Here is a 26,182-nt window from a genome sequence, read left to right on the forward strand (position 1 = left end):
ATTCGATAAGCCAAATTCGCGCTTCTCCTCAAGTAGCGAGAAGTGCGAATTTTTGTTGATACTCAGTGTCCGTCTCACACGTCTCTAAGTAACTGTGGTGCAACATTAAAATTGATTGCACTATCTTTGTACCAATTCCTAATGCGCCACCGACGGCATCTTTATCAATTCGATTGACAAAAGTGAACAGGATTCGCGACTTATCCTCACTCAAATGCGCTCGACAATGCACTTCCGAGCCGATTGGGCTGTGGCGTAAGGCATTTTCAAGCAGGTTCAATACCAATCGCTCTAAGAGTCCTTTATCACCCACAGTTTGAATCTCGCTATCGATATCCACTTTCAACACCACTTCTTTACGAGAAAACTGGCTCTGCATCGTCTCAGCACATTCTGCCATCAACGCGCCAAGATCTATGGGGCGGTATTCGTAGTTTGGCATTGGTTCCTCTTTACGCGCGGCGTCTAATAAAGAATGCAATTGAGTTGAGAGCTTCTCACAATTTCGGAACGCGACATCAATCAGCGGATCGGATCCCGGATGCTGCAAACGCCACGTTTCCAGATAGCCAAGCACGCTCGATAACGGCGTTTTTAAGTCATGACTGAGCTGCAATAAACTTTGACGGCGATGAGAAGACTGATACTCCAACTGTAAAAACTGCTGCTGAATGTGCTTCGCCATCATCTGATAAGAGTGCGCAATCGGCACGAGCTCCGGCACTTGGTAAGTAAAGTCAGGTTGCAGGTGAAAATCATGTTCGGCTTGCTGTTGAAGTTGCTTGGTCACACGCTCAATCGGGTTCAATAGGCTACGTTTGACCAGCACATAAGCCCCGAGAGCAAAGCCTAAAATGGACACTAAGACCAATCCTGCCAGCGCGATGTAAGGGGTATCGACTTGCGCATTGGCAATGGCGTCATGTCGGGTACTGCCAATCACCACATAGAGATAACCGACCGTAGAGCCTAATTCCTCTATCGCCGCGACAGAAAAGACTTTGTGTTCACCGCGATTACGAGGGTCTTCGCCTAAGATGGGAAGCGGTTCGTTGTTTAAGAATTGCTGAATGGGGTTCAGATCCACCGAGTCCATAAGCTTTGCCCCATCTGGCGCAGCATGGGTGGTGATATTGCCTTGGCTATCGAGGAAATAGATTTCAAAATCAGGGCCGATCAGCATGAGGGTATGAAAGATCGACTTGAGCGCTTTAGGGTTGTAATCCGTACCAATCATCAGCGGATTATCATCGCGCATGTGGCTGGCTAGCTCTTTGTGCAGGCTTTGCTTAGTCCGTAACTCAATGGTTTCTTTTTGCCAATTGTAAGTCAGTGCAATCACCACCGCCGCAAGACAGAACCACAAGCTAGTAAATACTACCAAGCGAGATTTGAAGCTCATCCTATCGCCTCCTTAAACAGCGGTGTTTTTGAAACACCCGTGATGATTGAAAAATGACCTGCCGACTTACTGTCTGGCTTGATGTTTTGACTTGCTTTTTTGCATTAGTGTCTTGGCTGAAACTTATACCCAACGCCCCACACGGTTTGGATGAAGTGATGATCAGAGTCAGACAAAGACAATTTGCTGCGTAAACGGTTAATGGTGCTACACACCGTGTGGTGATAACCAGAATGACTGGTGTTCCATACGTGATCGAGCAATTCATCTTTACTGTAGACTCTGCCCGGACGAGTCGCGAGAAACTGCAGCAAAGTAAACTCTGTCGCGGTAAGAGTGACATCCTTGTCGTTTAGGGATACTTGGTGCAACTCCGGAATGATTCTTAGCGGACCAAAATCCATCGCTTCGTCGAGTACTTCATTTGCTACTTTGGCCTCTGCGGTTTGACTGACTCGGCGCAGCACGTTACGTACTCGCGCTTGGAACTCTAATACACTAAATGGCTTAGTGATGTAGTCATCAACGCCCGCTTCTAAACCGTCAACCTTGTCCATTTCGCCGTCTCTTGCTGTCAACATAAGCACTGGGCTCCAATCTTGTTGCTGCCGCAAATAATGGCAGATGTATAGACCATCACCATCTGGTAAACCTCGGTCAAGGATCAATAAATCAAAGGGTTGTTGCTGGTACTGCGTTTTAGCATCGGCGACATTTGTGGCTCGCGACACTTGGTGTCCTTGAAACTTGAGATGCATCTGAACCAGTTCTGCCAAATCATCGTCATCTTCCACCAACAAGATGTTCGCGACTAAATTGATTGCCTGTTGTTCCATGGTCCTTTCCTTGCCTTCGAGTATCCTCACTTTGCACATGACCGGAACAAATTAGAAATTCTTTCAAAAAAGGTTCCGATGACGCCATGAGGGATAAAGCGCTCGGCTACAAACGCTTTGGAAAGGAGACGTCATCGGAGCCTGTGTTACTCGACTCGAGTGATGGTGACTTTCGCACCTGGGTTCAAGAAACGATGGTTCGCAGAGAGTGCTGAGTTTGCTAATCCATCATCTTGGCTAACTACCCCCGCATGGAAGGCAACAACGTCATTACTGTCATTACGAGTGGCATTGAAGCCCTCACCGCCACCTGCTGGGCCCGGAATGGTTGCGGCAAGTTCATTGTTCAGTTCCGTGCCAGAATCCCAAACGTTCATGCTCATTTCATAGCTTTCACCTACTGCGAGCGATTTGAGCGATAGCCCCGTTTCGCCAACAAAGGCATCGTTGGTATTCACGAACATAGACGCCACAGACAAGTAACCGTAACGACTAGGGTCAACCGTGATGGTGACTTCGTCCGATGCACCCGGCAACACCAATCCATTACCCGAAATACCTTGGTAAACACTGTCATTGCTGTTCATCAACTCAATCAGCTCGGCGTTACTACCGCCTTCAGCAAGATGCTCAAGTTCAACAGATGCGGCTTGGCCAATTTCAAACAGTTGATAGTCGCCATTGTGAGTGAGAACCGCGAGCGGAGACATAGGTTGATTCGCAGTCAAGTTCGCAACGTTAATCGTGTAACGGTACGATTTCACTACGTCATTATCATCATCGCTTGGACAACCGGCGAGCAAGCCGACTGAAGCTGCTACTAGTAAGATTCTGACTTTCATACATCCCCCTTACTTCACAACGATTGTGATGGTTGCAACTGGGTTTAACCAACGATGGCTGCTGCTGTCTAGATCACTGATGCCGCCAGTTGGATCGCTATCACCAAGGTTACCCGGATGCACGTGAACTTTATCGTTAGTTACCGTTGCTTCAACGCCTGTACCGCCAGTGCCAAAGGTAATGAAAGGTGGGTTTGGCATGCTAGACGCAAGTTCATCGTTCGCTTCTGTACCGGCATCGTAACTTCTTAGCGTTGCTCGGTATGTACCCGCTTCCGTTGGAATCTTCCAGCTGTCTAGACCGACAAAACCGTCATTGGTTGGCAGCAACATCGCGCTCAGAGAAAGATATCTGTGGTCGCCACTGTCTAAGGTGAAGGTGGTTGCAACACCCGGATTCAAAATACCACCAGCAGGATTCTCAACCACCGCACCACCAGCGTTACCAATCACACTCGCAAGACCAGAGATATCACCACCTTCTGCCATGGCTTCTAGTTCTGACGTTGCTGCTTGGCCCGTTCTGAACATTTGAAGATCAGAGCCATGTGCAGCAACAATAAGTGGTGTAAAGTAGATGCCTTTGGTTGCGTTTGTCACGGTAATTTCCAATTCCGCCGCATTCACTGATGCAGAGCCTAGTGCCATAGCGACTGAAGTCATGACGAGTCCGAGTTGGGTACGTTTTTTCATTGTGATTCCATCCTTTAATGAGGGTTGAACTACCCAAGCCAATCTGTACGGCTTTACTTCTTTGTTCGTGACTTGAGTAGGTTAAGCATTACGTTTCGAACGTTTTGCGTTCTTGCCTCTAAGAATGACGAGCAAATCTATCAGTAACTTCATCGAATTCTCATAAAATTCTCACAAGTTCTGTTCGAATTCTGTCAGCAGCACTTTTTTTACTCTTAATCAGCTATTTACACTTCTCGGTTTCCCCTCCTACAATGCGGTATTCCCTGTTTAAATCACGATTCTCACCATGATTCATAACGTTCTGTCTGCCTACTATGGCGAAATCTACGGCATCGCTTTTTTCAACCACTACTTGAGCCATTACGCCCAAAGTGAACAACAAACACTGTGGCAAACCTTGATTGAAGTGGAAGACCTCACCGCAGAAAAGCTCAAACCTGTACTGCTGACAAATGGCATGGATATCGAAAATCGACACCAAGAGATGCTGGATAAAGGCTTGGCAGATGCAACCAAGTGGATTGGTTTACCATGGCAAGAGTTGGTAGCGACTCTTCTGAAGTGGGTAGAACCTTATGAGGTCAAGTATCGAGAGTGGCATGAAGAAGTGAAAGCTTCGCAGCAATATTCAATCGCTGAGCGAGAAGCTATCGAGTTAATTGCAGACCACGAAACAGCTATTTATCACTGTTGGCAACAATACCATACTGGTGAATCCGGCTTGCCTGCACTCAATACATTTTTAGCAAAATATCGTTAAAGCGAGACGGTGACACTTGAACCTCGTGAAACCGTACCAGACAATATCGTTATTCCGCTGCGCAGAACTGAACAATTATGGTTAATCCAAAACTCATTGCCCTACTTCCTGATCTTGCGTCGTTTATCTTGGTGGTAAACGAAGGCAGTTTTACCGCTGCAGCCAAACAACTCGGCGTGACGCCATCGGCTTTAAGTAAGTTGATCACCCGACTAGAGCAAGCGCTCTCGGTCAAATTGTTTGAGCGTACGACTCGTAAGTTGATCATCACTCAAGCTGGACAAAAGGTTTACGACCAAAGCATCGCAATGGTGAATGCCGCGCAGCAAGCCGTTGAGCTATCAGCGGAAGATCATGCCGAGCCAACAGGCGCACTCACAGTGGCAGCCCCCGAAGCATTTCTTAATTCGGTGCTTCAACCGTTTGTATTGCCATTCCTAGAACGTTATCCAAATATTCAGCTTAAACTGCGTGCAGCAGATGGTGAGATCGATCTGTTCCGCCAAGGTATTGATGTCGCATTTAAGCTTACCGATAAACCCGATGAGAACTTGGTACTCAAAGAGATCAGTAAGACCAATCTTGTTTTGTGTGCCTCTCCAGATTACCTCACCAAACACGGTATGCCTGAGCACCCAACCGAGCTTGAACAGCACGATTGTATTTACCTTGCCGAGAACGACAAAGACAACATCTGGTCGTTCTTTAAAGAGGAAGCCTTTCATTCGATCGCAGTAAGTGGACGCTACGCCGTCAACCACTCTCAAATGCGCTTGAACGGGGTTAAGTCTGGCTTGGGAATTGGGATCTTCCATGACTTCGTGATCAAAGACGCGTTAGAGCAAGGAGAAGTGGTGGAGGTATTGCCGGATTGGATGATCAAGAGTAACTACCACGGCGCTATTGCGATGCAGTATGCACAAACCAAATATATGCCTGCTCGCCTGCGCGTGTTTATCGACTTCGTTAAGGAGCATTTAGTCTCCGAGGACACTAACCATGCTTGAGGATACGAGCCATGTTTGAAGAGGTTAACCATGTTTAATGCCATTCATCACGTTGCGATCATTTGCAGTGATTATCCAAGGTCAAAACGCTTTTACACCGAATTGTTAGGGCTAAAAGTCATTGCTGAAAATTATCGTAAAGCCAGAGACTCGTACAAACTTGACCTTGCTCTGCCTGACGGTAGCCAAGTTGAACTATTTAGCTTTCCGGACGCACCAGAGAGACCGAGCTTTCCTGAAGCTCAGGGGTTACGCCACCTTGCTTTTCAAGTGGATGATGTCGAGCATGTTAAAGAATATTTAGAGGCGAGAGAAATTGAGGTAGAGCCCATTCGCGTCGATGAATTTACAGGCAAAGCGTTTACCTTTTTCAAAGATCCAGATGGCTTGCCGCTAGAAGTTTATCAACGCTAACTTTGGTGGGGCACGAGGAACTGGCGTTTCAAACCGTACACTTAGAGCCAAAAAAGTGTAGCTTTCAGAAATGACCAAGCTCAGTTGTGGAAGTATTGGTGTAGTTGGAAGTGAATCATGATGAAAAGTCGAAAAGTGACTAAAAGGACAAGGTTTGCCTTTATGGCTGACGGCATTGTCACTTTCTTCGATTTGAACCAATTCAAAACCATTAAGCGTACATAGCGTCGCCCACACGCCCATGCTGTTACCATGAGCATTGATAACAGGCATAAGCGTCACTAGCACCCAACTTAGAGCACTAGCAAATAGCATGGAGCGATAAAAAGGAATTAATCTACGCATAACGGTGACTTAACAAATTTAATTCAGCGTAACTAATTCTGAGTGCTAGCTCAAAAATAGGATCAATAAGTGGTTGCCACCTCACAGCTTTTCTTCAATAACGCAATTGACAGACACAAAAAAGCCCACCAAAACGGCAGGCTATTTTCATATTCTATTGTCAGCATTTATCGCGATTAGCCGAACAGCTTACTCCAAATACTTGGGTTACGCTTGTCGTGGTATTCTTCACGTAGGCTATCAATTTCACGTAATTGTGCTTTCGCGTCTTGCAGGTTACCAGCGTCTAAGTCTGCCTCAATCTTGTCTAACGTTACCGTTAGTTTATTAAAGCCTTCTAAGTAGGTATCGAATTTCTCTGGTGGATAGTTACCGCGCTTAGATTGCTCGACGATTGCTTGCAAGCTATCAATTGCAGACTTCATGGTTTCAACATCCGACGCTTCTGCCGCCTGTTTGAATTCCATCTTCATCTGCTTCATGTTTTGTTTTAAATCAACCGCTTCTGCCATTGCGTATGTTGAGCCAAACGCAATCGCACACCCTAGGACTAAAGGACGTAACATTTTCACTTCTCCATTTATAGTGCCGAATTCTGTGTCGGCTTTATTTACCCAAGTAACCCACGCCATAAAAGGCGACAAACTAGCTTAGTTGAGTATTTCCGGGTCGCAGTGTAAAGCAATCTTACGCCAGGTGCATACCTAAAATGTAATCAAGTTTATGCGTTGCGAATGTCGTCATACTCTGGAATTGGCTTACGGCCTCTCAGAGCTAAGAAAGACAAAAACTGCTGAGCGGTGTGAGTAATCACTTTTTTGCTATCGATACCCACTCTATCCATTAGCTCTCCAACCAAATCCAGATTACCAACATCATGACAGAAATGCGCATCACTTCCCGTTGTGAAGAAGACACCGAGATCTTTACCGATTTGTGCAATCTCGTGGCAACGGTCTACGCTACCCACTCGGCTATTCCCTTTTAGCGTGGTGTTATTGATTTCAATCGCAACATTATGCTCTTTCGCGCACGTTAAAACGGCCTGAAAATCAAAGTCGAAATTTGGATTCCCAAGATGGCCAAGCGCATCAATACGACCGTTTTGAATCACATTAATGAGCGCTTCCGTATGAGTTTCTTTGTTTGCAGGACGAAAAACAGGTTCATGGAAACTTGCAATAACCCAATCTAGGTTACGATCGACACTCAGCGGAATATCGATGTCGCCTTCGGTATTAAGAATGTTGGATTCCACACCCCGAATGATCGCGATACCGTCCAAAAATCGAGGCAGGATTTTTTGGTTGGAGAAAAACCAGTAATGCGGCGCGCCCGGCATTGATTCTGCGTGATCGGTAGTACAGAACATATCCAAGCCGTTCTCTTTCGCCAATTTTGCATTTTCAATCAAGGTGCTGTACGCATGACCACTGGCGTACGTATGTGTATGGGTATCAACTTTAAATTCCATCATCCACTCTCTTAGGTGCGCTATCTTGCGTGCTATTGTATACCTACACGTGACGTACCGTCAGCCCAAGATGAGTATCAGACTTAAGCTTGCTCCTCACTGATGGCTTTTATTAGGGGCAACGCTTTTTCCCATCCGTGATTAAACATAGAAACAAAGTCGCTGTGCGTATGAATGGTGACATTGAGTAACAAACGATCACTATTGGTGTCGATCTGATAGATCTCTCGTGATCCAATCCACTTAGATGCTAAATCCCCATCCAATTGCTGCCTATTATCCGGATTAAAAATAGCAATGTGATGAAATTCAAGACGCTGTTGCGGTTGCACGATATCGATAGTCGCTCGCGTTCCGCCCATATCGGGATCAAAAAAAGTGATGTCTTGCCCTTCTTCCCATATCCCATCAAATTGAGACTGGGGTGAGAAAGCCTGTGCCCAGCGTTTGTATAACTCAGCATCGGTTAGCACTTCCCACACCCGTTGCGGTGTAGCCGAAATCTCAACGTAATAATTTAGCGTAAGCATTATTTCTCTCCCTGAACCTTTCTTGACGCTAGTTCATTGTCAGAAAAAATCAAACCTCACCTCTGATTTGCCTTACTTAATCCTCTATTTTCCGACAGGCTAAGAAGTTCTCGCTTGTAACCTACCACCACGATGCGCCGTAAAGCGAACCCAACATGTGTTCAGTATGGTTGCGAGCACGATTAAACTCATCCCGATAATTTGGCTTTGGCTCATTCGGTCATCGAAAAACGCACTCTGCCAAACCGCGGTGAACAGTAGGTTAGTAAAAATAAGTGGTGCAAGTTGAGAGCCGCTGCTTGCCAGTTGATACGCTTTGGAGCGGAAAAGTTGGGTGTTAATGATCATCAGGGACATCACACCGAGCCACAGCATATTAGAAGAAACAGTAGATTCCATCACATTGGCTTTGAGGAAAACATCGATGTCGTTAAACAACGTTAGCGGTAACAGAAATACGGCAGCAAACCCAAACGCCCAAAAGTTGATTTCTAATGGCGACATATCAGTTTTACTCACTTTATATAGCGTAAGCTGAGAGCCGGAATTGAAGAGTCCACCAGCTAGACCGAGTAATAAATCCGAGCGCCAAGTAAACTCCCCACCAACTCCCGCCAACATAACCACTCCAGTAAACGCCATTGCTAAAGCCGCCAATGTTGAAACGCGAATGTGGCCTCCCATAAACAGCTTTTCAACCAAAGGAATAAATAATGGGCCAGTGGCAAACAATACCACCCCTTCTACCAGCGTTAACGTTTGTAGTGACGCGATGAAACACAACTGTGATAAGCCGATACAGAAGGCGCGAAGCAAAATCGGTTTTAACGTCCCAGCTTTAGGAAAGGTAAGATTTTTGAAACGAAGTAAGACAAGCAAAATAAGTGCAGGAGCCAAAAAGCGTAAGAAACTAAACAGTGTGACGGAAAGTTCACCTGTCAACTGCTTTGCTAACAACCCAGTAACAGATAAGCTTAACGTAGACATCAGCATGAAAAGAATAGATTTATTTACTGCATTCATTCGATACTCCTTAATATGTGGAGTATTTTATGAGATATCACTTATTGTAAATAGCGAGTAATATTAACCATTAATGTAAGAAAAACTTACAGGTTAACTTATCTCTCATCATGTTACGGTTTCTAAAATATGCGTAAATTAGTCCCTCTAAAATCCATCTATGCATTTGTCGCTGTGGCGGAATCTGGCAGCATGACAGAAGCAGCGCAGATATTAAGTGTGAGTCATTCGGCGGTGAGTCAGGCGATAAAATCACTGGAGACTCAGGTCAACAAACCTCTGTTTGATCGCGTAGGCAGACAAGTTCAACTTAATGCTGACGGTAAAAAATATTATCGAAATGTTGCGCCAGCTTTAGAACAAATTGTCGATGCCACAGAAGCGCTAATCCAAGACCAAAACTTGCAACGTATTACGCTTAATATGGTGAATTCCTTGGCGCTGCATTGGTGGATTCCGCGAATGTCGAGTTTGCAGGACTTTGCTCCGCAATTAGACGTTCGTTTATCAAACCTGTCTGGCAGGTTTAATCTAGAGCAAGAAGGTATCGACGCTGCCCTCGTGCATGGAAACACCGAGGAATGGCAAGATTATTACTGTGAAAAGCTCAGTGAAGATGAACTGGTTTTGGTGTGTAGCCCTGAATTGATAGCTAAGACGAATGACTCAAATATAGCTCAACTGTTAAAGCAGTATCCCATCATTGAAGTCACTAACGAACGAAGAAAAAATGACTGGAACGTGTGGCAGAATGCGACTGGCATCCTGCGACCTAAAAGCAAAAAACCAATCACTTTTAATATGTCGATACAAGCCGTGCAAGCGACGACTCGTCGTTTAGGCTTATTGGTGACTCATCGCTTGTTTGTGAAAGATGACATCAAATATGGCCAGTTAATCGAGCTGGGTAAACCCGTCATTAATCCTAACCAACAGTTTTACTTTGTTTGCCCACCACACAAGCTAAAGCTGGAATCGTTTCACCTTCTGCGCTCGTGGTTGCAACAATCATTCAATTAAAGAAACCTTTTGTTAAGCACATTCATTGAAAAATTAGTATAAAGTTAGAAAGAGCACTTTTCATCCAAGGATGGTTTATGAAGCGGTATCAAATATGGTTAAGCGTACTCTGCCTCGCAGTACCCATGAGTGCAGTCGCTGAAAGTGAAGACGCTCATTCAGAGCAAGGCATCTCAACGGCAATCATAGGCGGCCAGCAAGCCACTCAAAATCAATTGCCTTTTTTCGCACGACTCATTCTACACAAAACTGGCGCTAATCAATTTGCCAACATCTGTGGCGGCACGATTGTTAATGACCGCTTCATTTTAACCGCCGCTCACTGTGTAGAGCCGAGTGTTTTTTCTGACGGATGGACAATCAATGATCTACGAGTTTTAGTAAAAAACCCGACAATGAATGATGTGTTTGTTGAAGAATTCAAAGATGTTCGCTCTATCACTATTCATCCAAATTACGAGCCTAGTGATTTATGGATTAATGATATCGCCGTACTTGAACTTACCCATCCGATCACCGACAACGTTCAATCCATTACGTTGCCGCAAGATTTTGGTGATTACAGCAGCAAATCGGTTTATCAGATATTCGGTTTAGGGCAAACCTCGACCAACGATGAAAATGGACCAAATTATTTGCGATGGGCGGAAGTAAAACCACTCACTGATGCGCAATGTGCTTCTTTAGTGACGGGGTTTAATGCCCAAGAAAGCTTATGTGCCAATGGGTTTCCTGAGCGCAGTTATACCGGTATTTGCAGCGGTGACTCTGGTGGCCCTCTCACCTATCAAGACAACAACGGAATATATCAACAAATCGGTATTGTGAGCTATGGTTCTTCTGTTTGTGAATCCGCTGCGATTCCGAGTGTGTTTACTGAGGTTCTAAATTACACAACATGGATTGAATCCCAAACCAGTTCGGGAGTGAAGACTCGTTACAATGCCCTCTTAGCAAGCACAGAAGATTATCATAGTGAAGGTGATTCCGGCTTTGAACCAGAAGATACCAACACATCTGGCTTTGAGGATAATGGCAGTAGTGGTGGCGCACTTGGCGCAGGGATGATCATGCTTGGAGGCTGGTTTGGTTGGCTAAGACGCCGCGGAACTTATTCGCGCTCCTAATAGCTTCGATAAGACATCATAATATCTTGCGCTTAACACGAGAGTTGATGATGTCTTCTATTATTTTTTGCTCTTTTTTCGCTTTTTCATAATTTTGCTTAGTACGCCATCGTTCGAGCACTTTTTCTAACCCTTGAACACGAGCGTGTTTGTGCTCCAGCGTTTTTTGTACAGACGCGCATTCCGCTTGCATGACGGCTTGTTCATGCTCATGGTGGCGAAGCATTTTTTGCAGCATTTGATCGACACGATTAAAGTTCATCAGTGCTGCGCTTGTCAGTGTTGGAACAGTTCTGGTTGATTGTCCCGCATGACCTTTCAATGCTGACAATTGTTCCAACTGCATTGAAAGATGGGAGTGACGTTGACGCATGGCATCAAGTTGTTGACCCACACGATCACGTTGCTTTTCTTCCATTTGTTGCAGCTTACCCACTGCTTTTAACTTGGATTTCATCTCAACGATGCCACTCCCATTTGGTTAAGCACTTTGAAAAAGCTGCGCGAGCTCGGTCAAACTGGTTGGGTAATCCACTGACTCATTGGCGGCTTGTTGTAAATACGCACGTAAGTTTGGATACATAGCAACAGATTGATCTAATTCAGGATCTTGCCCCGGTTGATAGCCTCCTAACGGCAGCAGTTCTTTCACCTGAAGATAGTTGGAGTACATCTGGCGGAAATTATTCGCGATCGTGCTATGCGCCTCCTGTGTACAGGTACTCATACAACGGCTGATAGACGCATTAATATCAATGGCAGGATAGTGCCCTTGCTCGGCAAGTTGACGCGATAATACAACATGCCCATCTAAGATAGCACGCGCAGAATCCACGACAGGATCTTGCTGGTCGTCCCCTTCCGCCAACACGGTATAAATTGCGGTTAGGCTACCGTGCTGATTTTCACTGTTGCCCGCACGCTCAAGGAGTTGCGGTAACACGCTGAAGACAGAGGGCGGATAACCGCGAGATGCCGGAGGCTCGCCAAGAGAAAGAGCGATTTCACGCTGTGCCATGGCGTATCGAGTGAGAGAGTCCATCAACAACAGAACATCTTTGCCTTGGTCTCGAAAATACTCGGAAACGCGATGACAAAGCAGTGTGGCTCTTAACCTCATCAGCGGGGATTCATCAGCAGGAGCTGCGATGATAATCGCCTTCTTGCGCGCCTCTGGGGTTAAGTTTCGTTCGATGAACTCGCGTACCTCTCGGCCTCGCTCACCAATAAGACCAACCACAATCACATCGGCTTCGGTGTTTTTGGTGATCATCCCCATTAAAACACTTTTACCGACACCACTGCCCGCCATTAAGCCAATGCGTTGACCTTTTCCGACGGTCAAGAGTCCATTGATTGCGCGCACCCCAACGTTGAGTGGGGTATCAACAGGACGTCGCTTCAATGGGTTAATCGGTTTTGGTTCAAGTGAAACACGATCTCCCCCTTTTAGCGGTGCCCCGTCGTCCAACGGCTCACCTAAACCATTCAGCACTCGCCCTAACCACTGAGCACTTAACTGCACGGTACTGTCGCCGTCCAGAGGAATAACTTTCGCACCAGCAAATAAGCCACCTAAGCGCCGAATAGGCATTAGGTAAGCAATAGTGTGCTCAAAGCCCACCACTTGCGCTTCGATCATGTCGCCTTCTGCGGTTTCTACGAGACAGCGCTGCTCCAGTTTAAACCGGCACCCAACGGCTTGTAACATTAAGCCGTTTACTTTAATCAAGCGCCCTGTCACGCGAGCAACAGGGATTGAATCGAGCGAAGCCAATGCTTCGCTCAAACGCTCACTCAATAGCTCATGGCTTAAGGTATTACTCATGCTCTGATTCTACCTGCGGAATACTAACTTCATCCAAAAGGTGTTGTTTTACATTGTCCATACAGGCTTCTAAACGAGAGTCGCAACTTGCATCCGCCTCTGCATCATCGGTCACTAGTTGACAGCCACCAATCGGAAGTTCCGTATTAGCCACCAGTTTCCAAGATTGTGGCAGATCAGCATTAATGTGAGTAATTCGTTCTAAATCCTGCGGATTTAAATGCACGGTTACGGTTTCCGCTTTACCAGGCATGGCAGACAATGTCTCATCCACCAAAGCAAGGATCTGTTGAGGCATTAAAGTGAGCTCAGCACGAATCACTTGCTGAGCCACTTTTTGTACCAGCTCACAAATCATATGACGTTGCTGTTGCTCTTTTTCGTCTTGCCAACGAGACAGCGCATGAAAGAGCTCGTTCACGGGTTTCGCCGCCTCTAGAAAACTCTGTTTTCCTGACTGCTCACCAGACACAAAGCCTTTTTGGAAGCCTTCTTTTTGCCCATCTAACAGGCCTTGTTGCTTACCCTGCTCGATACCTTGACGTAAGCCTTCTTCATGCCCTTGTTGTAAACCTTGTTGAAAACCGGCTTCAAGCTGCTGTTGAATATCAACTTGCGGCTCTTGCCAACCTTGGTTATCTAGCCCGAATTCGTCTTCTATAGCCTTAGGCTGCGCCAAAGGCGGAAAACGGTGCAAACGGTATCCACTCGGCGGCAGTCGCATCGTACTTGATTTTGTCTCTACCATGACGTTACTCCACCGTTGGCTCTTCATAAAGAAGCAACTGAACTTCACCAGATTCATCCAATTCACGCACCATTTGCATGATGTCTTGACGCGCTTTTTGAACACGACTTAACGCAACAGCCCCGCGCGCTTCCATATCGTCTTCCAGTGCTTTCACCATACGCTGAGGCATAGAACGTTTAATGGCTTGCTGTAACGTAATTTCTGAACCTTTAAGTGCAACTGCCCACAATTCTAGTGGGATCTGCTGCACCAGCATGTCCATGGTTTCTTCACGCTGACGACCAAGAACCATAAAGTCGAACATATTCTCTTCAATGGCATTAACGACATCTTCATCATGCAACTTCAGCATTTCCATCAACGACCCGCGATCACCTTCAAAGCGGTTAATGATGTCAGCAGCTTGCTTGACACCAGATAGCGGTGTGCTTTGGCTTGCAGATACTTTTTCAATGCAGCGCTCAACGAGCTCATGCAAATCAATAGCAACTTGATGATCGATGTCTTGCAGCTGAGCAATTCGGAACAAGATTTCGTCATGGTAATCTTGTGGCAGGTGCTTCAACACCGCTGAAGAGCTATCGGCTGGCAAATACGCAAGAAAAATCGCTTGCATTTGCGGGTGCTCATTCACAATGAAACGAGCAAGCGTTTCTGCTTCCACCCACTGTAAGCGCTGCATATTGTTGCGAATTTCATCACCATACAGCGTATTCAGCAGCCCTTTTGCCAAATCATTACCCAATGCTTTACGTAGCGTATTAGACAAATATTCTTTAGAAGCTCCACGAATGCCACTGTGCTCACGAAAGTCTTCAAAGAAAGTTTGAATAACGCCGCGAGCGGAATCGCTCTTAATGCCATTCAACTTCGCCATTGCACGAGTCACCCGCTGGGTTTCATCACGGCTAAAGTGCTGTAAAACCTTCGCAGCGGCATCCTCGCCCATGCCTAATAGCACGAGCGCGGTTTGTTCTACATAACTAAGCGTCTGCTTTGATGGAACTGTGTTCATTGATGTTTACCCATTGTTTCAGTATTTCGGCTACGCGCTCTGGCTCTTCATTGGCAATAAGCTGTAGGTGTTTCAATTGAATCTCTAGTGGCGAACCGGCTGGAGGCAGCATGTCGCTGTTTACATCTAAGCCGGAAGAGGCTGAGATACCTTTTTCTGATAGACGGCGATCAAGCACTTCTTCATGCTCACGCTCTTCACGCGTTTGCAGGTTGTCATAATCAGGCTCTTCTTGCGGCTCTGCAAAGTCTAACTCTGGTACTGGCTTATCAACGCCTGTGAGGTGCATGATCAATGGGCGTAGTACGAAGAAGATCATCGCCAAGCCTAACAAACCACCGATAACGTAACGTATTGGCTGCTGTACTGTAGGGTCTTGCCACCACGGCAGCGCAGGAGGCGCATCAATTTCAATTGGAGTGAAGTTGAAACTCATCAAGCTTAAGCTGTCACCTCGTGCCGCAGAAATACCGACAGCATCCATGATCATATTTGAAATCTGCTCTTTATCTGCTTCACTCCAAGCAACACCATCCGGAGAGGCTTTCGAGTTCAACAGTACCGACACGCTCATTTTCTCAATTTGACCTTGTTGGTATTGAGTACGACGAACACTACTCCCCACTGCATACTGACGGTTTACTTCAGAGCGTGCGTTGGTGTTTTGGCTATCGTTCGTTTCTACTTCTTCACCAGTTACCGGCGGTTGGTTGCTTAGAGAACCTGGTACGCCTAGCGCAATTTGGTCAACTGAGTTGTTGTGAATGGTGTGCTCGTTACGTACGACAGGTGCGTTATCCAAAATCTCTTGCGTTTCTTCAACTTGGCTAAAGTCCATATCGGCAGCAACTTGCACACGGAAGTTACTCGGACCCACAATTGGCGTAAGCATGTCTGCTGCGCGTTGAATGATCTGCTTCTCAACGTTCTTTTGATATTCAAGGTATTTTGCATTGACTTTACCTGCTTCCGCCGAAGCAACATCTGCACTGAGTAAACGGCCATATTGGTCGATAACAGATACAAATTCAGGCTTCATCGCCGTCACGCTACCAACCACTAAGTTGATGATTGCTTCAACTTGCTCAGACTTGAGGTCTTCGCCAGGTTTCAGCTCAAGCATCACTGACGCTGAAGGGTTCTCGCTGTTTTGACGAACAAATAAGGTTTGACGAGGAATAGCTAAGTGAACACGCGCATTCGCCACTGAATTCAGAGACATGATAGTGCGTACTAACTCACCTTCTAAACCATGACGGTAACGCGCCGTTTCCATAAATTGGCTTGTACCGAGAGAGCTGTCTTCTTTAAGCGAATCCAAACCTGTCGGCAGTTTGGCTTTAACACCTTTTGACGCAAGCAACATGCGAACTTTCGCAACTTCGCCTTCTGGCACAAGAACTTGGCCATTTTGCTCTTGCATACGGTAGCTTACACCTTCGCTTTCTAATACCGAGACAATCTCTCCGATATCAAAACGTTCTTGTTGGCTATACAGTGGACGGAAGCTTTGTGAGGAACTCCAAAGAGCGACCACAATGATTGCCGCAACAATCGCAGCGAGTACGGCAGATAACACTAGGTTTCTCTGGCTACTCGACCAGATTTGCTTCAGCTTCGTTGTTACATCGTCCATGCTATTCGCAGTAGAAAATGTCTGTGCTGAGCCGGAGGTCATGGCTGTATTTCCGGCGACTTGGGGGGTTAGTTCTGACATGAATTACACCGGCATCTTCATAATATCTTCAAATGAGGTCACGACTTTGTTGCGCACTTGCATCAAAGCATTAAATGATAAGCTGGCTTTTTGGCTAGCGACCATCGCACCAACTAGGTCATCACTTTTTCCTGTTTCTACGGCCGTCATTTTTTGACTAGCCACTGATTGATGTTGATTCACTGTTTCCAACACATTTGTCATCGCTTGTGAGAACGATAATGGTGCGTTTAGTGATTGTTGATCTAAAGGATTTGCACTCACGATAAACTCTGGCGGCTGCACTTGTGCCTGCATCGCCTGCATTTTTGACAACATAAGTTGCTCTGCCGAGACCGCATGAGTAGGTTGACTTGCCATCTATTTTTTCTCCTATTAGGCAGCCGAGCCTAGTGCCGACTGTAAATCAATACCATGTTCTCGCATGGCTGCGAGTTTGTAGCGTAGCGCTCGAGTTGATACTCCAAGCGCGTTTGCGGTTTTCGTTCGGTTTCCACCAAACTGACGTAATTTTTCTAAAATAAATTGATATTCGGCCTGCTTCTTCGCTTCTACATGACCAAAGCTTGAAGCTGGCTCAGCGGATGGAACTGGCGCAACAAGTTCAATAGGCAGCATCAGATCATGGGCAGTAATGTAGTCACCATGACGCATGACCAATGCACGCTGAATGACATTTTCCAACTCGCGAATATTGCCTGGCCAGTGATACTGACTCAGTGCACTGATCGCATCTTGGGATAGATGACAGCGACTGCTATCTTGATACTTTTCAATAAAGAATTGGCTGATCGGTAAAATGTCTTCTTTTCTTTCACGCAAAGGCGGCCAGTGCAGAGGCAAAACATCCAATCGATAATAAAGGTCTTCACGGAATGTGCCTTTTTGAACTTCTTCACGTAAGTCTTTATTGGTTGCCGCAATAACACGAATATCAAGCTTCACCGCCTTGTGGCTGCCTACGCGTTCCACTTCACGCTCTTGAAGAACGCGTAATAACTTGGCTTGAACTGCTGGGGACATTTCTCCGATTTCATCTAGCAAAATCGTCCCGCCATTCGCTTCTTCAAACTTACCGCTTTGAGAGTTAGTCGCTCCTGTGAAGGCACCTTTTACATGACCAAATAGAACCGCTTCTAGCATCGACTCTGGAATGGCGGCGCAGTTAACCGCCACAAATGGACCATCAATACGTGGAGAGTGCTCATGCACATATCGAGCCAGCACTTCTTTACCCGTTCCCGATTCGCCTGTAATTAACACACTGGCGCTGGTGCAAGCGGCACGATGCGCCAATTGCAGTACCTGCTTGCTTCGCCAAGATTCCGCAACAATGTTGGCCATTGGCTTACCTAGCGCTTCAACGCGCTTCAGTAAATTGAGCAGCTGATTCGCTTCAAATGGACGTAATAGATAATCGGTTGCTCCCGATTTCATCGTCTCAGCCGCCAAGATTCCCTGCTCTTGATCGACAATAGCGATAACAACACCAGAGTTACGTTGCTTTTGGTGGCAAGCAACAAACTCGCGGACACACATGTCCGGTAAAGTAGAGCTCACAAGAGTGATTTCTGCTCGCTCTTCAAGTAATGCGCCTCGGCCAGTACGAGTGTGTTTTGCGGTGTAACCTGCATTTTGCAACACATCCAATACTGGTTGAGCAAGAGCTTCATTCGGCTCAACCAACAAAATTTTCGTTTTCGTCATCATTGAACCTTAACTTTCGTTTGTTGATTTTGTTGTTGTACATCAGGGTGGTGTTTCACTGCCGTTCGCTCGTTATCTCTAACTAGGCGCAACGTTACACGTCGATTTTTCGCTTGGCCCTTCGTCGAATTATTGCTGGCAATTGGGTAACGAGAACCATGCGCTCTTGTTTCGAGCATCGATTTATCAATACCAAGTTCAACTAAGGCCTCGGCAACTTGCTCTGCTCTAGTACGTGATACTGAAAGGTTCGCCAAGCTAGAACCAACGTTATCGGTGTGGCCATCAATTAAGATCTTGGTCACACGATCATCAACAGATACATAGCTATTTAGCGCTGCGAGCGTTTCTTGCTGCTTACGACTGAGCGCCTTCTGACCAAAGTCAAAAGACAGAACAAGATTTCGTGCCTCTGAAAACGAAAGCTTAGGCAAACGCGCTCGACAGGCATTAAATGACTTGAGCGCGTTTTGAATTTGAATAGTCGGAATCACAATCTCCGACAAAGAGGAAGCATTACTTCCCTTTAGTGACAACGTCACCCAATTACCAGTAGCAATTGAATCCATGAGTTCATCAGCACCTTTGCTGAAGACAAATCGTTGGGATGGCTTAGTAAAATCAAGGGTGGCAAACTCTTTTCTATAAAGCTCACTAGACCAAGGGGCACTTTGACTTATTAGAGCAATCGTTTTCCATTTATTATTTTCATAATGTATATCGGAAATAAAATAAGTTTTATTGTTAGGTTCCGAACGGAAATAAAACTTCCCATACGGCGTGCTTGAGTGCAATAAGTTGCATTCAAAGTTGTTTCCTTTATATGTCCACTTTGAAAGGTCCATGGGGATGGTCACAACCTCACCTGAATATGTCACCTTAGACACTAGCAAACTGACAAAAATAAATATTTTACAATTTATTAAACCGTTAGGGTTCATGTATATCTTACAATTCCATGACCTTATCAATTTAATTAAATATGCCACTAAGCCGTGATAACTGGCATAGCTAATCATGTTAATTACCTATTCTGAATATTGAAACTGGTTACAAAACACTCACAAGAGCATAGCCAAACCTTTAAAATCAAGATTTAAGCTTTAAAAACAATGTCTTATATTTTAATTATCTAAATTAGCTGTTACACCATGAAGATGGTTTTAAAAAGTTAATAACAACTAAAAACGCTTAATATTTTTATATTTTCTTATTAAGCAATTTATAAAGGAAACTAACCCTTTTTAAATTTTATTAAAAGATTAAGACTATATGCTCAAGGCAACATGTGAACTAAAGTCACAATCTTAGAGTTTGAAACTAAAAGATCATTAAAATTTCTGTGTAGACTACACGCTATTAAGTTAAAACAGTTTCGATTGTTAACGCACGGTAAAATATAAATGGAAAATAGAGTTAGCGAGCCTATTTCTGATATTCAACTACTTGATGTAGAATTATTAGGCAAACCTATTCATATCATTCGTGAAAAGCTTGAAGGCTTGATTTCAGAGTCTTGTTCCAGCCTTACGATTGAATTACAAAATTGGCTCAGTACGAGTAAAGTGGAAGCTAGCTTAACCTCTGTAGACTTGCATCGCTTTACACCGATAAAAATGGATAAAGACCAAACATCAACCTATCAGCACCAAGAGGGCGGCATGGTATTTGTTCATGGAGATGCTCACACGTTAATAAAACTGGCGGATCGGTTCTATGGTGCCAGCACTGAGCGTTCAGCAACAACACTGACAGCAAGTGATCTCCGCCTACAAGAGCGAATCAGTCGTATCATTATTGGTTGGCTTGCACCAGGTGAGATGTGGGAAATGGGTGAGTACGAAGCACCCCGAGGGATTGGGATTAACGTGCAGTTAAACATCGCGTTTGACGATCACCAAGGCTCAATTCATCTCAAACTAGATAACCACCTTATTCAAACACTGATCGAGCAGCTTGAACTGCAGCCCGATACGGATTTGTACCAACCATTCTGTCGCTCTTTAGAGGCAACGCCTGTTCGACTGAATGTTGTTTTAAGTAAAAAGAAGATGCCGTTGAGCGACGTTGTTGGCTTACAACCTAACGATATTTTACCAATTGAGCTTCTTAATACGGTTCCAGTCAGCATTGGTAACCAATCTTTATTTACAGGTCGTATTGCTGAGCAAGACGGCCAACTTGTTTTGATCTTTAACCCTGATAAGGAACCGCAGCGATGAGCGAAGCGCCAGAAACGAATGCATTCGACGCAGAAGAATTGAACTTTGACGACTTTCAATTAGAAGACTTTGAAGCTGAAAGTACGCTCCAACAAGAACCAGCAACTGCGGAACGTGATCTTAGCTTTTTCAAAAGTATTCCCGTCACTGTCACGCTGGAAGTTGCAAGCAAAGAAATCCCACTTGGGGACTTAATGAAAGCCGGAGAAGGCACGGTTATCGAACTTGAAAAGCTCAATGGTGAGCCTTTAGACGTAAAGGTAAACGGCTCTCTAATGGGTCACGCTGAAGTCGTCGTCGTTAATGATAAGTACGGACTTCGTCTGATCGATGTACATGACTCTGCATTGAGTGGCGTTGGTCAATAATCTTAGGTAGGCATCACAATGAAAAATCTGAGCGCTTGGCACCGTTGGTTACCTCTTTTGGTACTGGTGTCACTTTTGTTTGCTTTCCCAACCATGGCGGCTGACAACGGCTTAACTATCCTGTCCGTTTCTGATGGCGACACACAGCAAGAATACAGCGTTAAATTGCAAATTCTGTTGTTGATGACGGCGCTCAGTTTTCTTCCAGCATTCATTCTGATGGCAACGAGCTTTACTCGGATTATCGTCGTCCTCGCGATTTTGCGCCAAGCCCTTGGTCTTCAACAAAGTCCTCCTAACCGCGTATTGGTTGGGATTGCTTTGGCATTGACCTTGCTGATCATGCGACCTGTTTGGAGCGATATTCATGAAAATGCATTTCAACCGTATGACAATGGTGAAATCACGCTAATACAAGCATTCTCTGTAGCAGAGAAACCAGTGAGAGAGTTCATGCTGGCACAAACTCATCAAAGCTCTCTTGAGCAAATGCTGCGTATTGCCAATGAACCACTCGACCAAAACGTTGAGGATATTTCTTTTGCGGTTGTCTTGCCTGCGTTTGTCATCAGTGAACTAAAAACCGCCTTTCAAATTGGCTTTATGCTCTTCATCCCCTTCTTGGTTATCGACTTGGTTGTCGCCAGTGTGCTCATGGCAATGGGTATGATGATGCTATCGCCTTTGATTGTTTCACTTCCTTTTAAACTGGTGGTGTTTGTACTCGTGGATGGCTGGGCAATGACGGTTGGCACACTATCTGCCAGTTTCGGTTAAATAGGAGCATGCTATGACCCCTGAACTAACCGTAACGTTATTTTCCGATGCAGTATGGCTGATCATTTTGATGGTTGCGGTACTGGTTGTTCCTGGCTTAATTGTCGGTTTGTGTATCGCCGTTTTCCAGGCCGCCACACAAATCAACGAGCAAACACTCAGCTTTTTACCACGTTTGCTCGTTACGCTATTGATGGTGATTTTTGCGGGTCATTGGATGCTCCGAAAAATCATGGAACTGTTTGATTTCTTATTCCACAACATACCGGGGATGATTGGCTAATGGCCATCACATTTGCAGAGCTCTCAGCGATACTCGGTCAACTCTGGTGGCCGTTTTTTCGTGTGGGAGCTGTATTTATTTCGATGCCCTTCTTTGGTGATGCAATCATTCCCGTTTGGATCCGTACCTTACTGGCACTTTCGATCGTCGTGATTACCGCACCATTGATGCCACCAATGCCACAAGTCGAATTATTCTCCATGACGTCTCTATTCCTTGCTTTTGAGCAAGCGATTTGGGGCGTGATGTTTGGGCTAATTTTGCACATGCTCTTTAACGTTTTCACCATGCTTGGTCAGGTCGTTTCTCTGCAAATGGGATTGGGTATGGCAATGATGAATGATCCTATCAACGGACTTTCTGTCGCCATTTTGGGCCGCATATTTCTTATATTTTCAACCTTGTTATTTCTCGCGCTAGAAGGACACTTGCTCGTCATTGATATCGTGATTCAAAGTTTTGTCGTGTGGCCGGTCGGTTCTGGCATCACATCGCTTTCTCTGCAAGGCGTTGTAAATATTTTCGGTTGGATGTTTGCCTCTGCTTTAGCACTAGCGCTGCCTGCTATTGTTTCAATGCTCTTAGCCAACATCAGTTTTGGTGTGATGAATCGCGCCGCCCCCTCACTCAACGTGTATGCGTTAGGCTTTCCAATGACGATGCTTCTTGGCCTGTTCAGCGTATTAATTTCAGTGTCTGGTGTGCCGGGTCGCTACACCGCGCTTGTGCACGACACCATCAGACACTTGAGTAACTTTATGTTGGGGGGCGCATGAGCGATCAATCGTCTCAGGACAAAACTGAAAAAGCCTCGCCGCAGAAAGTAAAAAAAGCACGTCAGGAAGGACAAATTCCTCGTGCAAAAGAGTTTACTACTGCGGTGATATTTCTAGCGGTAGCGCTCTACTTTTACTCTCAGCTCAATAGCATTTGGGAAAGTATGTCAGGTATTTTTCGCTACAACATGATGCTGACGCGAGCCGACCTAGAAAACCCGAAACAGCTTGTCGAGCAATTGGGACAAAGTTTAGCGGTAATCATCGACATGTTATTACCGTTGTTTACCGTCATTATTATCGTGACCTGTGGTAGCAGCCTTGTACTAGGCGGTTGGATGTTCCGTCCGGCGAACGTTATGCCAAAGCTGAGCAAAATTAATCCTTTAAGTGGGATAAAGCGCATTTTTTCGACACGCTCAGTGGTTGAGCTATTAAAGTCCACGTTCAAAGTAGCCGTTATTTTCGGCATCTTATATGGCTATTTAGACAACCACTTACAGCCTCTGCTAGGTATGCAAAACTTACCTTTAAGCCAAGGCTTTTCGCTGGTGATGTCTATTCTCTTTGAAGGCTTACTGTTGATGGGGTTTGCGTTATTGTTATTTGGTGTTGTAGACATTCCCTACCAACGTTGGGAGCACCTAAAAGAGCTGCGTATGACCAAACAAGAGCTGAAAGAGGAATTCAAGAATAACGAAGGCCGCCCAGAAGTAAAGCAGCGAATCCGTCAAATTCAACAGCAGTTTGCACGCCGTAAAATCGATAAGATGGTACCAACGGCTGACGTGATCATCACTAACCCAACTCACTACGCTGTCGCTCTGAAGTACGAACCTTCACTTTCTGATGCTCCATTTGTGGTTGCAAAAGGCGTAGACGAAACAGCCATGCACATTCAACGAATCGCCCGAGAAAACAAGGTGGAGATCATCAACTCACCACCGTTGACTCGTTCGATCTATCACACCACAGCGATTGAACAAGCAATCCCAAGCCAACTGTACATTGCCGTGGCACATATTCTTACGTACGTTTTGCAATTGAAAGCCTTCCGTAAAGGTGAAGGAAAAGAGCCAACTCCTTTGCCTCATTTTTCGATTCCAAAACATTTGCAGCACTGATTAACCCGCGTTTATCCAAGGACACGAAAGTATGCTTAACCGGTTAAAACAACTTCAAACATCAACCAAAGGCTACATTGGCATTCCAATTGTCTTGCTAATGATTTTGGCAATGGTGATTTTACCTTTGCCTCCCCTGCTATTGGATGCGTTGTTTACCTTCAATATCGTCTTGGCAATCCTAGTATTGCTGGTCAGCACTACCGCAAAGCGACCATTAGACTTCTCAGTTTTTCCAACGATTTTGTTAGTCGCGACATTATTGCGTCTTACACTAAACGTCGCTTCCACACGAATCGTACTCCTAGAAGGACATAATGGGGGGGATGCGGCAGGTAAAGTCATCCAAGCGTTCGGTGAAGTCGTTATTGGCGGTAACTACGTCGTTGGTATGGTGGTGTTTGTTATCTTGATGATCATCAACTTCGTCGTAATTACCAAAGGTGGCGAACGTATCTCTGAGGTGTCTGCGCGCTTTACTTTGGATGCCTTACCGGGCAAACAGATGGCGATTGATGCCGACTTAAATGCCGGTCTTATCGATCAGGAAACCGCTCGATTGCGTCGTAAAGAAGTCGCTAACGAAGCCGATTTCCATGGCTCGATGGACGGTGCCTCAAAGTTTGTGCGAGGCGATGCTATCGCTGGTTTGCTGATTCTGTTTATCAACATCATTGGTGGTATCAGCATCGGCGTCTTTGAGCATGGACTCGCAGCATCTGACGCCTTTAAAACCTACGCACTACTTACAATCGGTGATGGCTTAGTAGCTCAAATTCCGTCACTTCTATTGGCAACGGCTGCAGCGATTATCGTTACGCGAATTAATGATAGCGATAATGGCATGTCGGAAACCATGCAAAAACAATTGCTGGCAACCCCGGCGACACTGTTTACCGTCGCAGGCATCATGGCTGTGATAGGCATGGTACCAGGCATGCCACATTTGGCCTTTTTTGCTTTCGCGGGTGCTTTAGCTTTCGCGGGTTGGCGTCAAACGAAAAAGCCCGTGCAAGACTCCCAAATCGAGGAGGTCGAAGCACTTTCACAAGCCATGCAAGAGGACGATACACCACTTACGTGGGAAGATATTCCTCATGTTCAAACGTTGTCACTTTCCCTGGGTTACCGTCTCGTTCACCTAGTCAACAAAGAACAAGGTGCACCTTTATCACAGCGTATTCGCGGTGTGCGCCGTAACCTATCTGAACAAGTCGGCTTTTTATTACCAGAGGTACGTATTCGAGACAACCTAAGCCTTAAACCGAATCAGTATACAATTTCTCTCAATGGCGAAGTGATCGAACAAGGCTTTATCGAGCCAGAACGTTTGATGGCGATTGCAGTCGGCGAAACGTACGGTGAAGTAGATGGTATTTTGGGCAGTGATCCTGCTTACCAATTACCAGCAGTGTGGATTGAACATCAAGACAAAGCGAAAGCGCTGAACATGGGTTATCAAGTGGTCGATGATGGCACGGTCATCGCGACTCATATTAGCAAGATAATGAAAACAAACCTTGCTGAGTTGTTTACGCACGACGATGTTGAAGCCATGACGCAACGTTTGACACAGCAAGCACCGAAGTTAGCCGAAGCCCTAGCCGCAGCACTTAACCCTGCGCAGCAACTCAAAGTATATCGCCAGTTGTTACTAGACCAAGTGCCACTAAAAGATATTCGTACGATTGCTAACACAATGTTGGAATCTGCGGAAAACACTAAAGACCCGATTTTACTGGCATCTGATGTGCGTTGCGCACTAAAACGCACGCTCGTAAACCTGATCGCGGGACAGAAAAACGAATTAAATGTCTATGCTCTCTCTGATGAACTAGAACAAATGCTACTGACTTCGCTACAACAAGCACAATCTTCTGGTACAGTAATGTTAGACAGCTTCCCAATTGAGCCGAATATTCTTGGTCAGTTCCAACAAAACTTGCCACTGATAAGACAACAGCTCAAACAACAGGGATTACCTCCGATTCTTCTCGTTATGCCTCAGTTACGTCCACTTCTGGCTCGTTACGCACGCACATTTACGCAAGGACTGGCAGTATTGTCTTACAACGAAATTCCAGAAAACAAACAAATCAATGTGGTAGGAAACCTTGGTTAATCTTATTTCAACACAT

The 26,182-nt window shown here is 45.5% G+C and carries 29 protein-coding genes; 12 read left to right on the plus strand and 17 right to left on the minus strand.

Annotated elements, in window-relative coordinates:
- Window positions 1-28: 28 nt before the first annotated feature.
- The 4 genes from FKN16_RS11320 to FKN16_RS11335 form a co-directional block, all read right to left on the minus strand.
- A complete protein-coding gene (locus FKN16_RS11320) occupies window positions 29-1,402 on the minus strand; it encodes a HAMP domain-containing sensor histidine kinase (RefSeq protein ID WP_170902714.1) in 1,374 nt (457 codons plus the stop codon).
- Between the two features lie 104 nt (window positions 1,403-1,506).
- A complete protein-coding gene (locus FKN16_RS11325) occupies window positions 1,507-2,238 on the minus strand; it encodes a response regulator transcription factor (protein WP_170902715.1) in 732 nt (243 codons plus the stop codon).
- 146 nt (window positions 2,239-2,384) lie between these two features.
- Window positions 2,385-3,080 (minus strand): spondin domain-containing protein, encoded by a 696-nt coding sequence (locus FKN16_RS11330; RefSeq protein WP_170902716.1) that lies wholly within the window; start codon window positions 3,078-3,080, stop codon window positions 2,385-2,387.
- A 9-nt stretch (window positions 3,081-3,089) separates the two neighbouring features.
- Entirely contained in the window at window positions 3,090-3,773 is a 684-nt protein-coding gene (locus tag FKN16_RS11335) for a spondin domain-containing protein (protein ID WP_170902717.1), read from the minus strand.
- Between the two features lie 289 nt (window positions 3,774-4,062).
- On the opposite strand from FKN16_RS11335, the gene FKN16_RS11340 reads away from it, so the two are divergent.
- From FKN16_RS11340 to FKN16_RS11350, 3 genes are all read left to right on the plus strand, one after another.
- Window positions 4,063-4,536, plus strand: a complete 474-nt coding sequence (locus FKN16_RS11340) for a hypothetical protein (RefSeq protein ID WP_046875756.1) — start codon at window positions 4,063-4,065, stop codon at window positions 4,534-4,536.
- A 77-nt stretch (window positions 4,537-4,613) separates the two neighbouring features.
- Entirely contained in the window at window positions 4,614-5,543 is a 930-nt protein-coding gene (locus FKN16_RS11345; protein ID WP_042601221.1) for a LysR family transcriptional regulator, read from the plus strand.
- Between the two features lie 30 nt (window positions 5,544-5,573).
- On the plus strand, window positions 5,574-5,957 hold the full coding sequence (locus FKN16_RS11350; protein WP_170902718.1) for a VOC family protein: 384 nt from the start codon (window positions 5,574-5,576) through the stop codon (window positions 5,955-5,957).
- Here the strand turns inward: FKN16_RS11350 and FKN16_RS11355 are convergent.
- From FKN16_RS11355 to FKN16_RS11375, 5 genes are all read right to left on the minus strand, one after another.
- Entirely contained in the window at window positions 5,937-6,302 is a 366-nt protein-coding gene (locus FKN16_RS11355) for a hypothetical protein (protein ID WP_080619260.1), read from the minus strand. The two genes, FKN16_RS11350 and FKN16_RS11355, sit on opposite strands and share 21 nt — an antisense overlap.
- Window positions 6,303-6,478: 176 nt before the next feature.
- Window positions 6,479-6,868, minus strand: coding sequence for a cytochrome b562 (locus FKN16_RS11360; protein WP_005394852.1), 390 nt, complete (start codon window positions 6,866-6,868; stop codon window positions 6,479-6,481).
- A gap of 155 nt (window positions 6,869-7,023) precedes the next feature.
- Entirely contained in the window at window positions 7,024-7,776 is a 753-nt protein-coding gene (locus FKN16_RS11365; RefSeq protein WP_170902869.1) for a phosphatase, read from the minus strand.
- A gap of 83 nt (window positions 7,777-7,859) precedes the next feature.
- Window positions 7,860-8,306, minus strand: a complete 447-nt coding sequence (locus FKN16_RS11370) for an SRPBCC domain-containing protein (RefSeq protein WP_005394850.1) — start codon at window positions 8,304-8,306, stop codon at window positions 7,860-7,862.
- Window positions 8,307-8,405: 99 nt separating this feature from the next.
- Window positions 8,406-9,329: a DMT family transporter gene (locus FKN16_RS11375; protein WP_170902719.1), complete on the minus strand. Its 924-nt coding sequence runs from the start codon at window positions 9,327-9,329 to the stop codon at window positions 8,406-8,408.
- Between the two features lie 129 nt (window positions 9,330-9,458).
- On the opposite strand from FKN16_RS11375, the gene FKN16_RS11380 reads away from it, so the two are divergent.
- The gene (locus FKN16_RS11380; RefSeq protein WP_170902720.1) at window positions 9,459-10,349 is read left to right on the plus strand and encodes a LysR substrate-binding domain-containing protein; all 891 of its coding nucleotides are present in this window, start codon (window positions 9,459-9,461) and stop codon (window positions 10,347-10,349) included.
- A gap of 125 nt (window positions 10,350-10,474) precedes the next feature.
- Entirely contained in the window at window positions 10,475-11,476 is a 1,002-nt protein-coding gene (locus FKN16_RS11385) for a serine protease (protein ID WP_225461349.1), read from the plus strand.
- A 16-nt stretch (window positions 11,477-11,492) separates the two neighbouring features.
- Here the strand turns inward: FKN16_RS11385 and fliJ are convergent, their stop codons facing one another.
- The 8 genes from fliJ to FKN16_RS11425 are packed head-to-tail and all read right to left on the minus strand — an operon-like array spanning window position 11,493 to window position 19,513.
- A complete protein-coding gene (gene fliJ / locus FKN16_RS11390; RefSeq protein WP_005394844.1) occupies window positions 11,493-11,933 on the minus strand; it encodes a flagellar export protein FliJ in 441 nt (146 codons plus the stop codon).
- A 24-nt stretch (window positions 11,934-11,957) separates the two neighbouring features.
- Window positions 11,958-13,304, minus strand: coding sequence for a flagellar protein export ATPase FliI (gene fliI, locus FKN16_RS11395; protein WP_005394843.1), 1,347 nt, complete (start codon window positions 13,302-13,304; stop codon window positions 11,958-11,960).
- The gene (gene fliH / locus FKN16_RS11400) at window positions 13,297-14,052 is read right to left on the minus strand and encodes a flagellar assembly protein FliH (RefSeq protein ID WP_005394841.1); all 756 of its coding nucleotides are present in this window, start codon (window positions 14,050-14,052) and stop codon (window positions 13,297-13,299) included. The genes fliI and fliH overlap by 8 nt, the downstream gene beginning before the upstream one ends.
- Window positions 14,053-14,056: 4 nt before the next feature.
- Window positions 14,057-15,070 (minus strand): flagellar motor switch protein FliG, encoded by a 1,014-nt coding sequence (locus FKN16_RS11405; RefSeq protein ID WP_005394839.1) that lies wholly within the window; start codon window positions 15,068-15,070, stop codon window positions 14,057-14,059.
- Window positions 15,039-16,787: a flagellar basal-body MS-ring/collar protein FliF gene (gene fliF / locus FKN16_RS11410; protein WP_031780427.1), complete on the minus strand. Its 1,749-nt coding sequence runs from the start codon at window positions 16,785-16,787 to the stop codon at window positions 15,039-15,041. Before fliF ends, FKN16_RS11405 begins: the two co-directional genes overlap by 32 nt.
- Window positions 16,788-16,790: 3 nt before the next feature.
- The gene (gene fliE, locus FKN16_RS11415) at window positions 16,791-17,147 is read right to left on the minus strand and encodes a flagellar hook-basal body complex protein FliE (protein WP_046875752.1); all 357 of its coding nucleotides are present in this window, start codon (window positions 17,145-17,147) and stop codon (window positions 16,791-16,793) included.
- Window positions 17,148-17,162: 15 nt separating this feature from the next.
- Window positions 17,163-18,494: a sigma-54 dependent transcriptional regulator gene (locus tag FKN16_RS11420; protein WP_006741978.1), complete on the minus strand. Its 1,332-nt coding sequence runs from the start codon at window positions 18,492-18,494 to the stop codon at window positions 17,163-17,165.
- A complete protein-coding gene (locus FKN16_RS11425) occupies window positions 18,494-19,513 on the minus strand; it encodes an OmpA family protein (protein ID WP_170902722.1) in 1,020 nt (339 codons plus the stop codon). Before FKN16_RS11425 ends, FKN16_RS11420 begins: the two co-directional genes overlap by 1 nt.
- Window positions 19,514-19,897: 384 nt before the next feature.
- Here FKN16_RS11425 and FKN16_RS11430 point away from each other — a divergent pair, with 384 nt between their 5' ends.
- The 7 genes from FKN16_RS11430 to flhA are packed head-to-tail and all read left to right on the plus strand — an operon-like array spanning window position 19,898 to window position 26,166.
- Window positions 19,898-20,716: a flagellar motor switch protein FliM gene (locus FKN16_RS11430; RefSeq protein ID WP_170902723.1), complete on the plus strand. Its 819-nt coding sequence runs from the start codon at window positions 19,898-19,900 to the stop codon at window positions 20,714-20,716.
- Window positions 20,713-21,084: a flagellar motor switch protein FliN gene (gene fliN, locus FKN16_RS11435; RefSeq protein WP_005398044.1), complete on the plus strand. Its 372-nt coding sequence runs from the start codon at window positions 20,713-20,715 to the stop codon at window positions 21,082-21,084. The genes FKN16_RS11430 and fliN overlap by 4 nt, the downstream gene beginning before the upstream one ends.
- Window positions 21,085-21,102: 18 nt before the next feature.
- A complete protein-coding gene (gene fliP, locus FKN16_RS11440) occupies window positions 21,103-21,861 on the plus strand; it encodes a flagellar type III secretion system pore protein FliP (protein WP_005398045.1) in 759 nt (252 codons plus the stop codon).
- 13 nt (window positions 21,862-21,874) lie between these two features.
- The gene (gene fliQ / locus FKN16_RS11445) at window positions 21,875-22,144 is read left to right on the plus strand and encodes a flagellar biosynthesis protein FliQ (protein ID WP_005375036.1); all 270 of its coding nucleotides are present in this window, start codon (window positions 21,875-21,877) and stop codon (window positions 22,142-22,144) included.
- Window positions 22,144-22,920 (plus strand): flagellar biosynthetic protein FliR, encoded by a 777-nt coding sequence (gene fliR / locus FKN16_RS11450; RefSeq protein WP_006741982.1) that lies wholly within the window; start codon window positions 22,144-22,146, stop codon window positions 22,918-22,920. Before fliQ ends, fliR begins: the two co-directional genes overlap by 1 nt.
- On the plus strand, window positions 22,917-24,044 hold the full coding sequence (gene flhB / locus FKN16_RS11455; RefSeq protein WP_006741983.1) for a flagellar biosynthesis protein FlhB: 1,128 nt from the start codon (window positions 22,917-22,919) through the stop codon (window positions 24,042-24,044). The genes fliR and flhB overlap by 4 nt, the downstream gene beginning before the upstream one ends.
- A 31-nt stretch (window positions 24,045-24,075) precedes the next feature.
- Window positions 24,076-26,166, plus strand: a complete 2,091-nt coding sequence (gene flhA / locus FKN16_RS11460) for a flagellar biosynthesis protein FlhA (RefSeq protein WP_006741984.1) — start codon at window positions 24,076-24,078, stop codon at window positions 26,164-26,166.
- The last annotated feature ends 16 nt before the right edge of the window (window positions 26,167-26,182 follow it).

It is taken from the genome of Vibrio sp. 11-4(1) (assembly GCF_013048625.1).
Lineage (GTDB): Bacteria > Pseudomonadota > Gammaproteobacteria > Enterobacterales > Vibrionaceae > Vibrio > Vibrio diabolicus.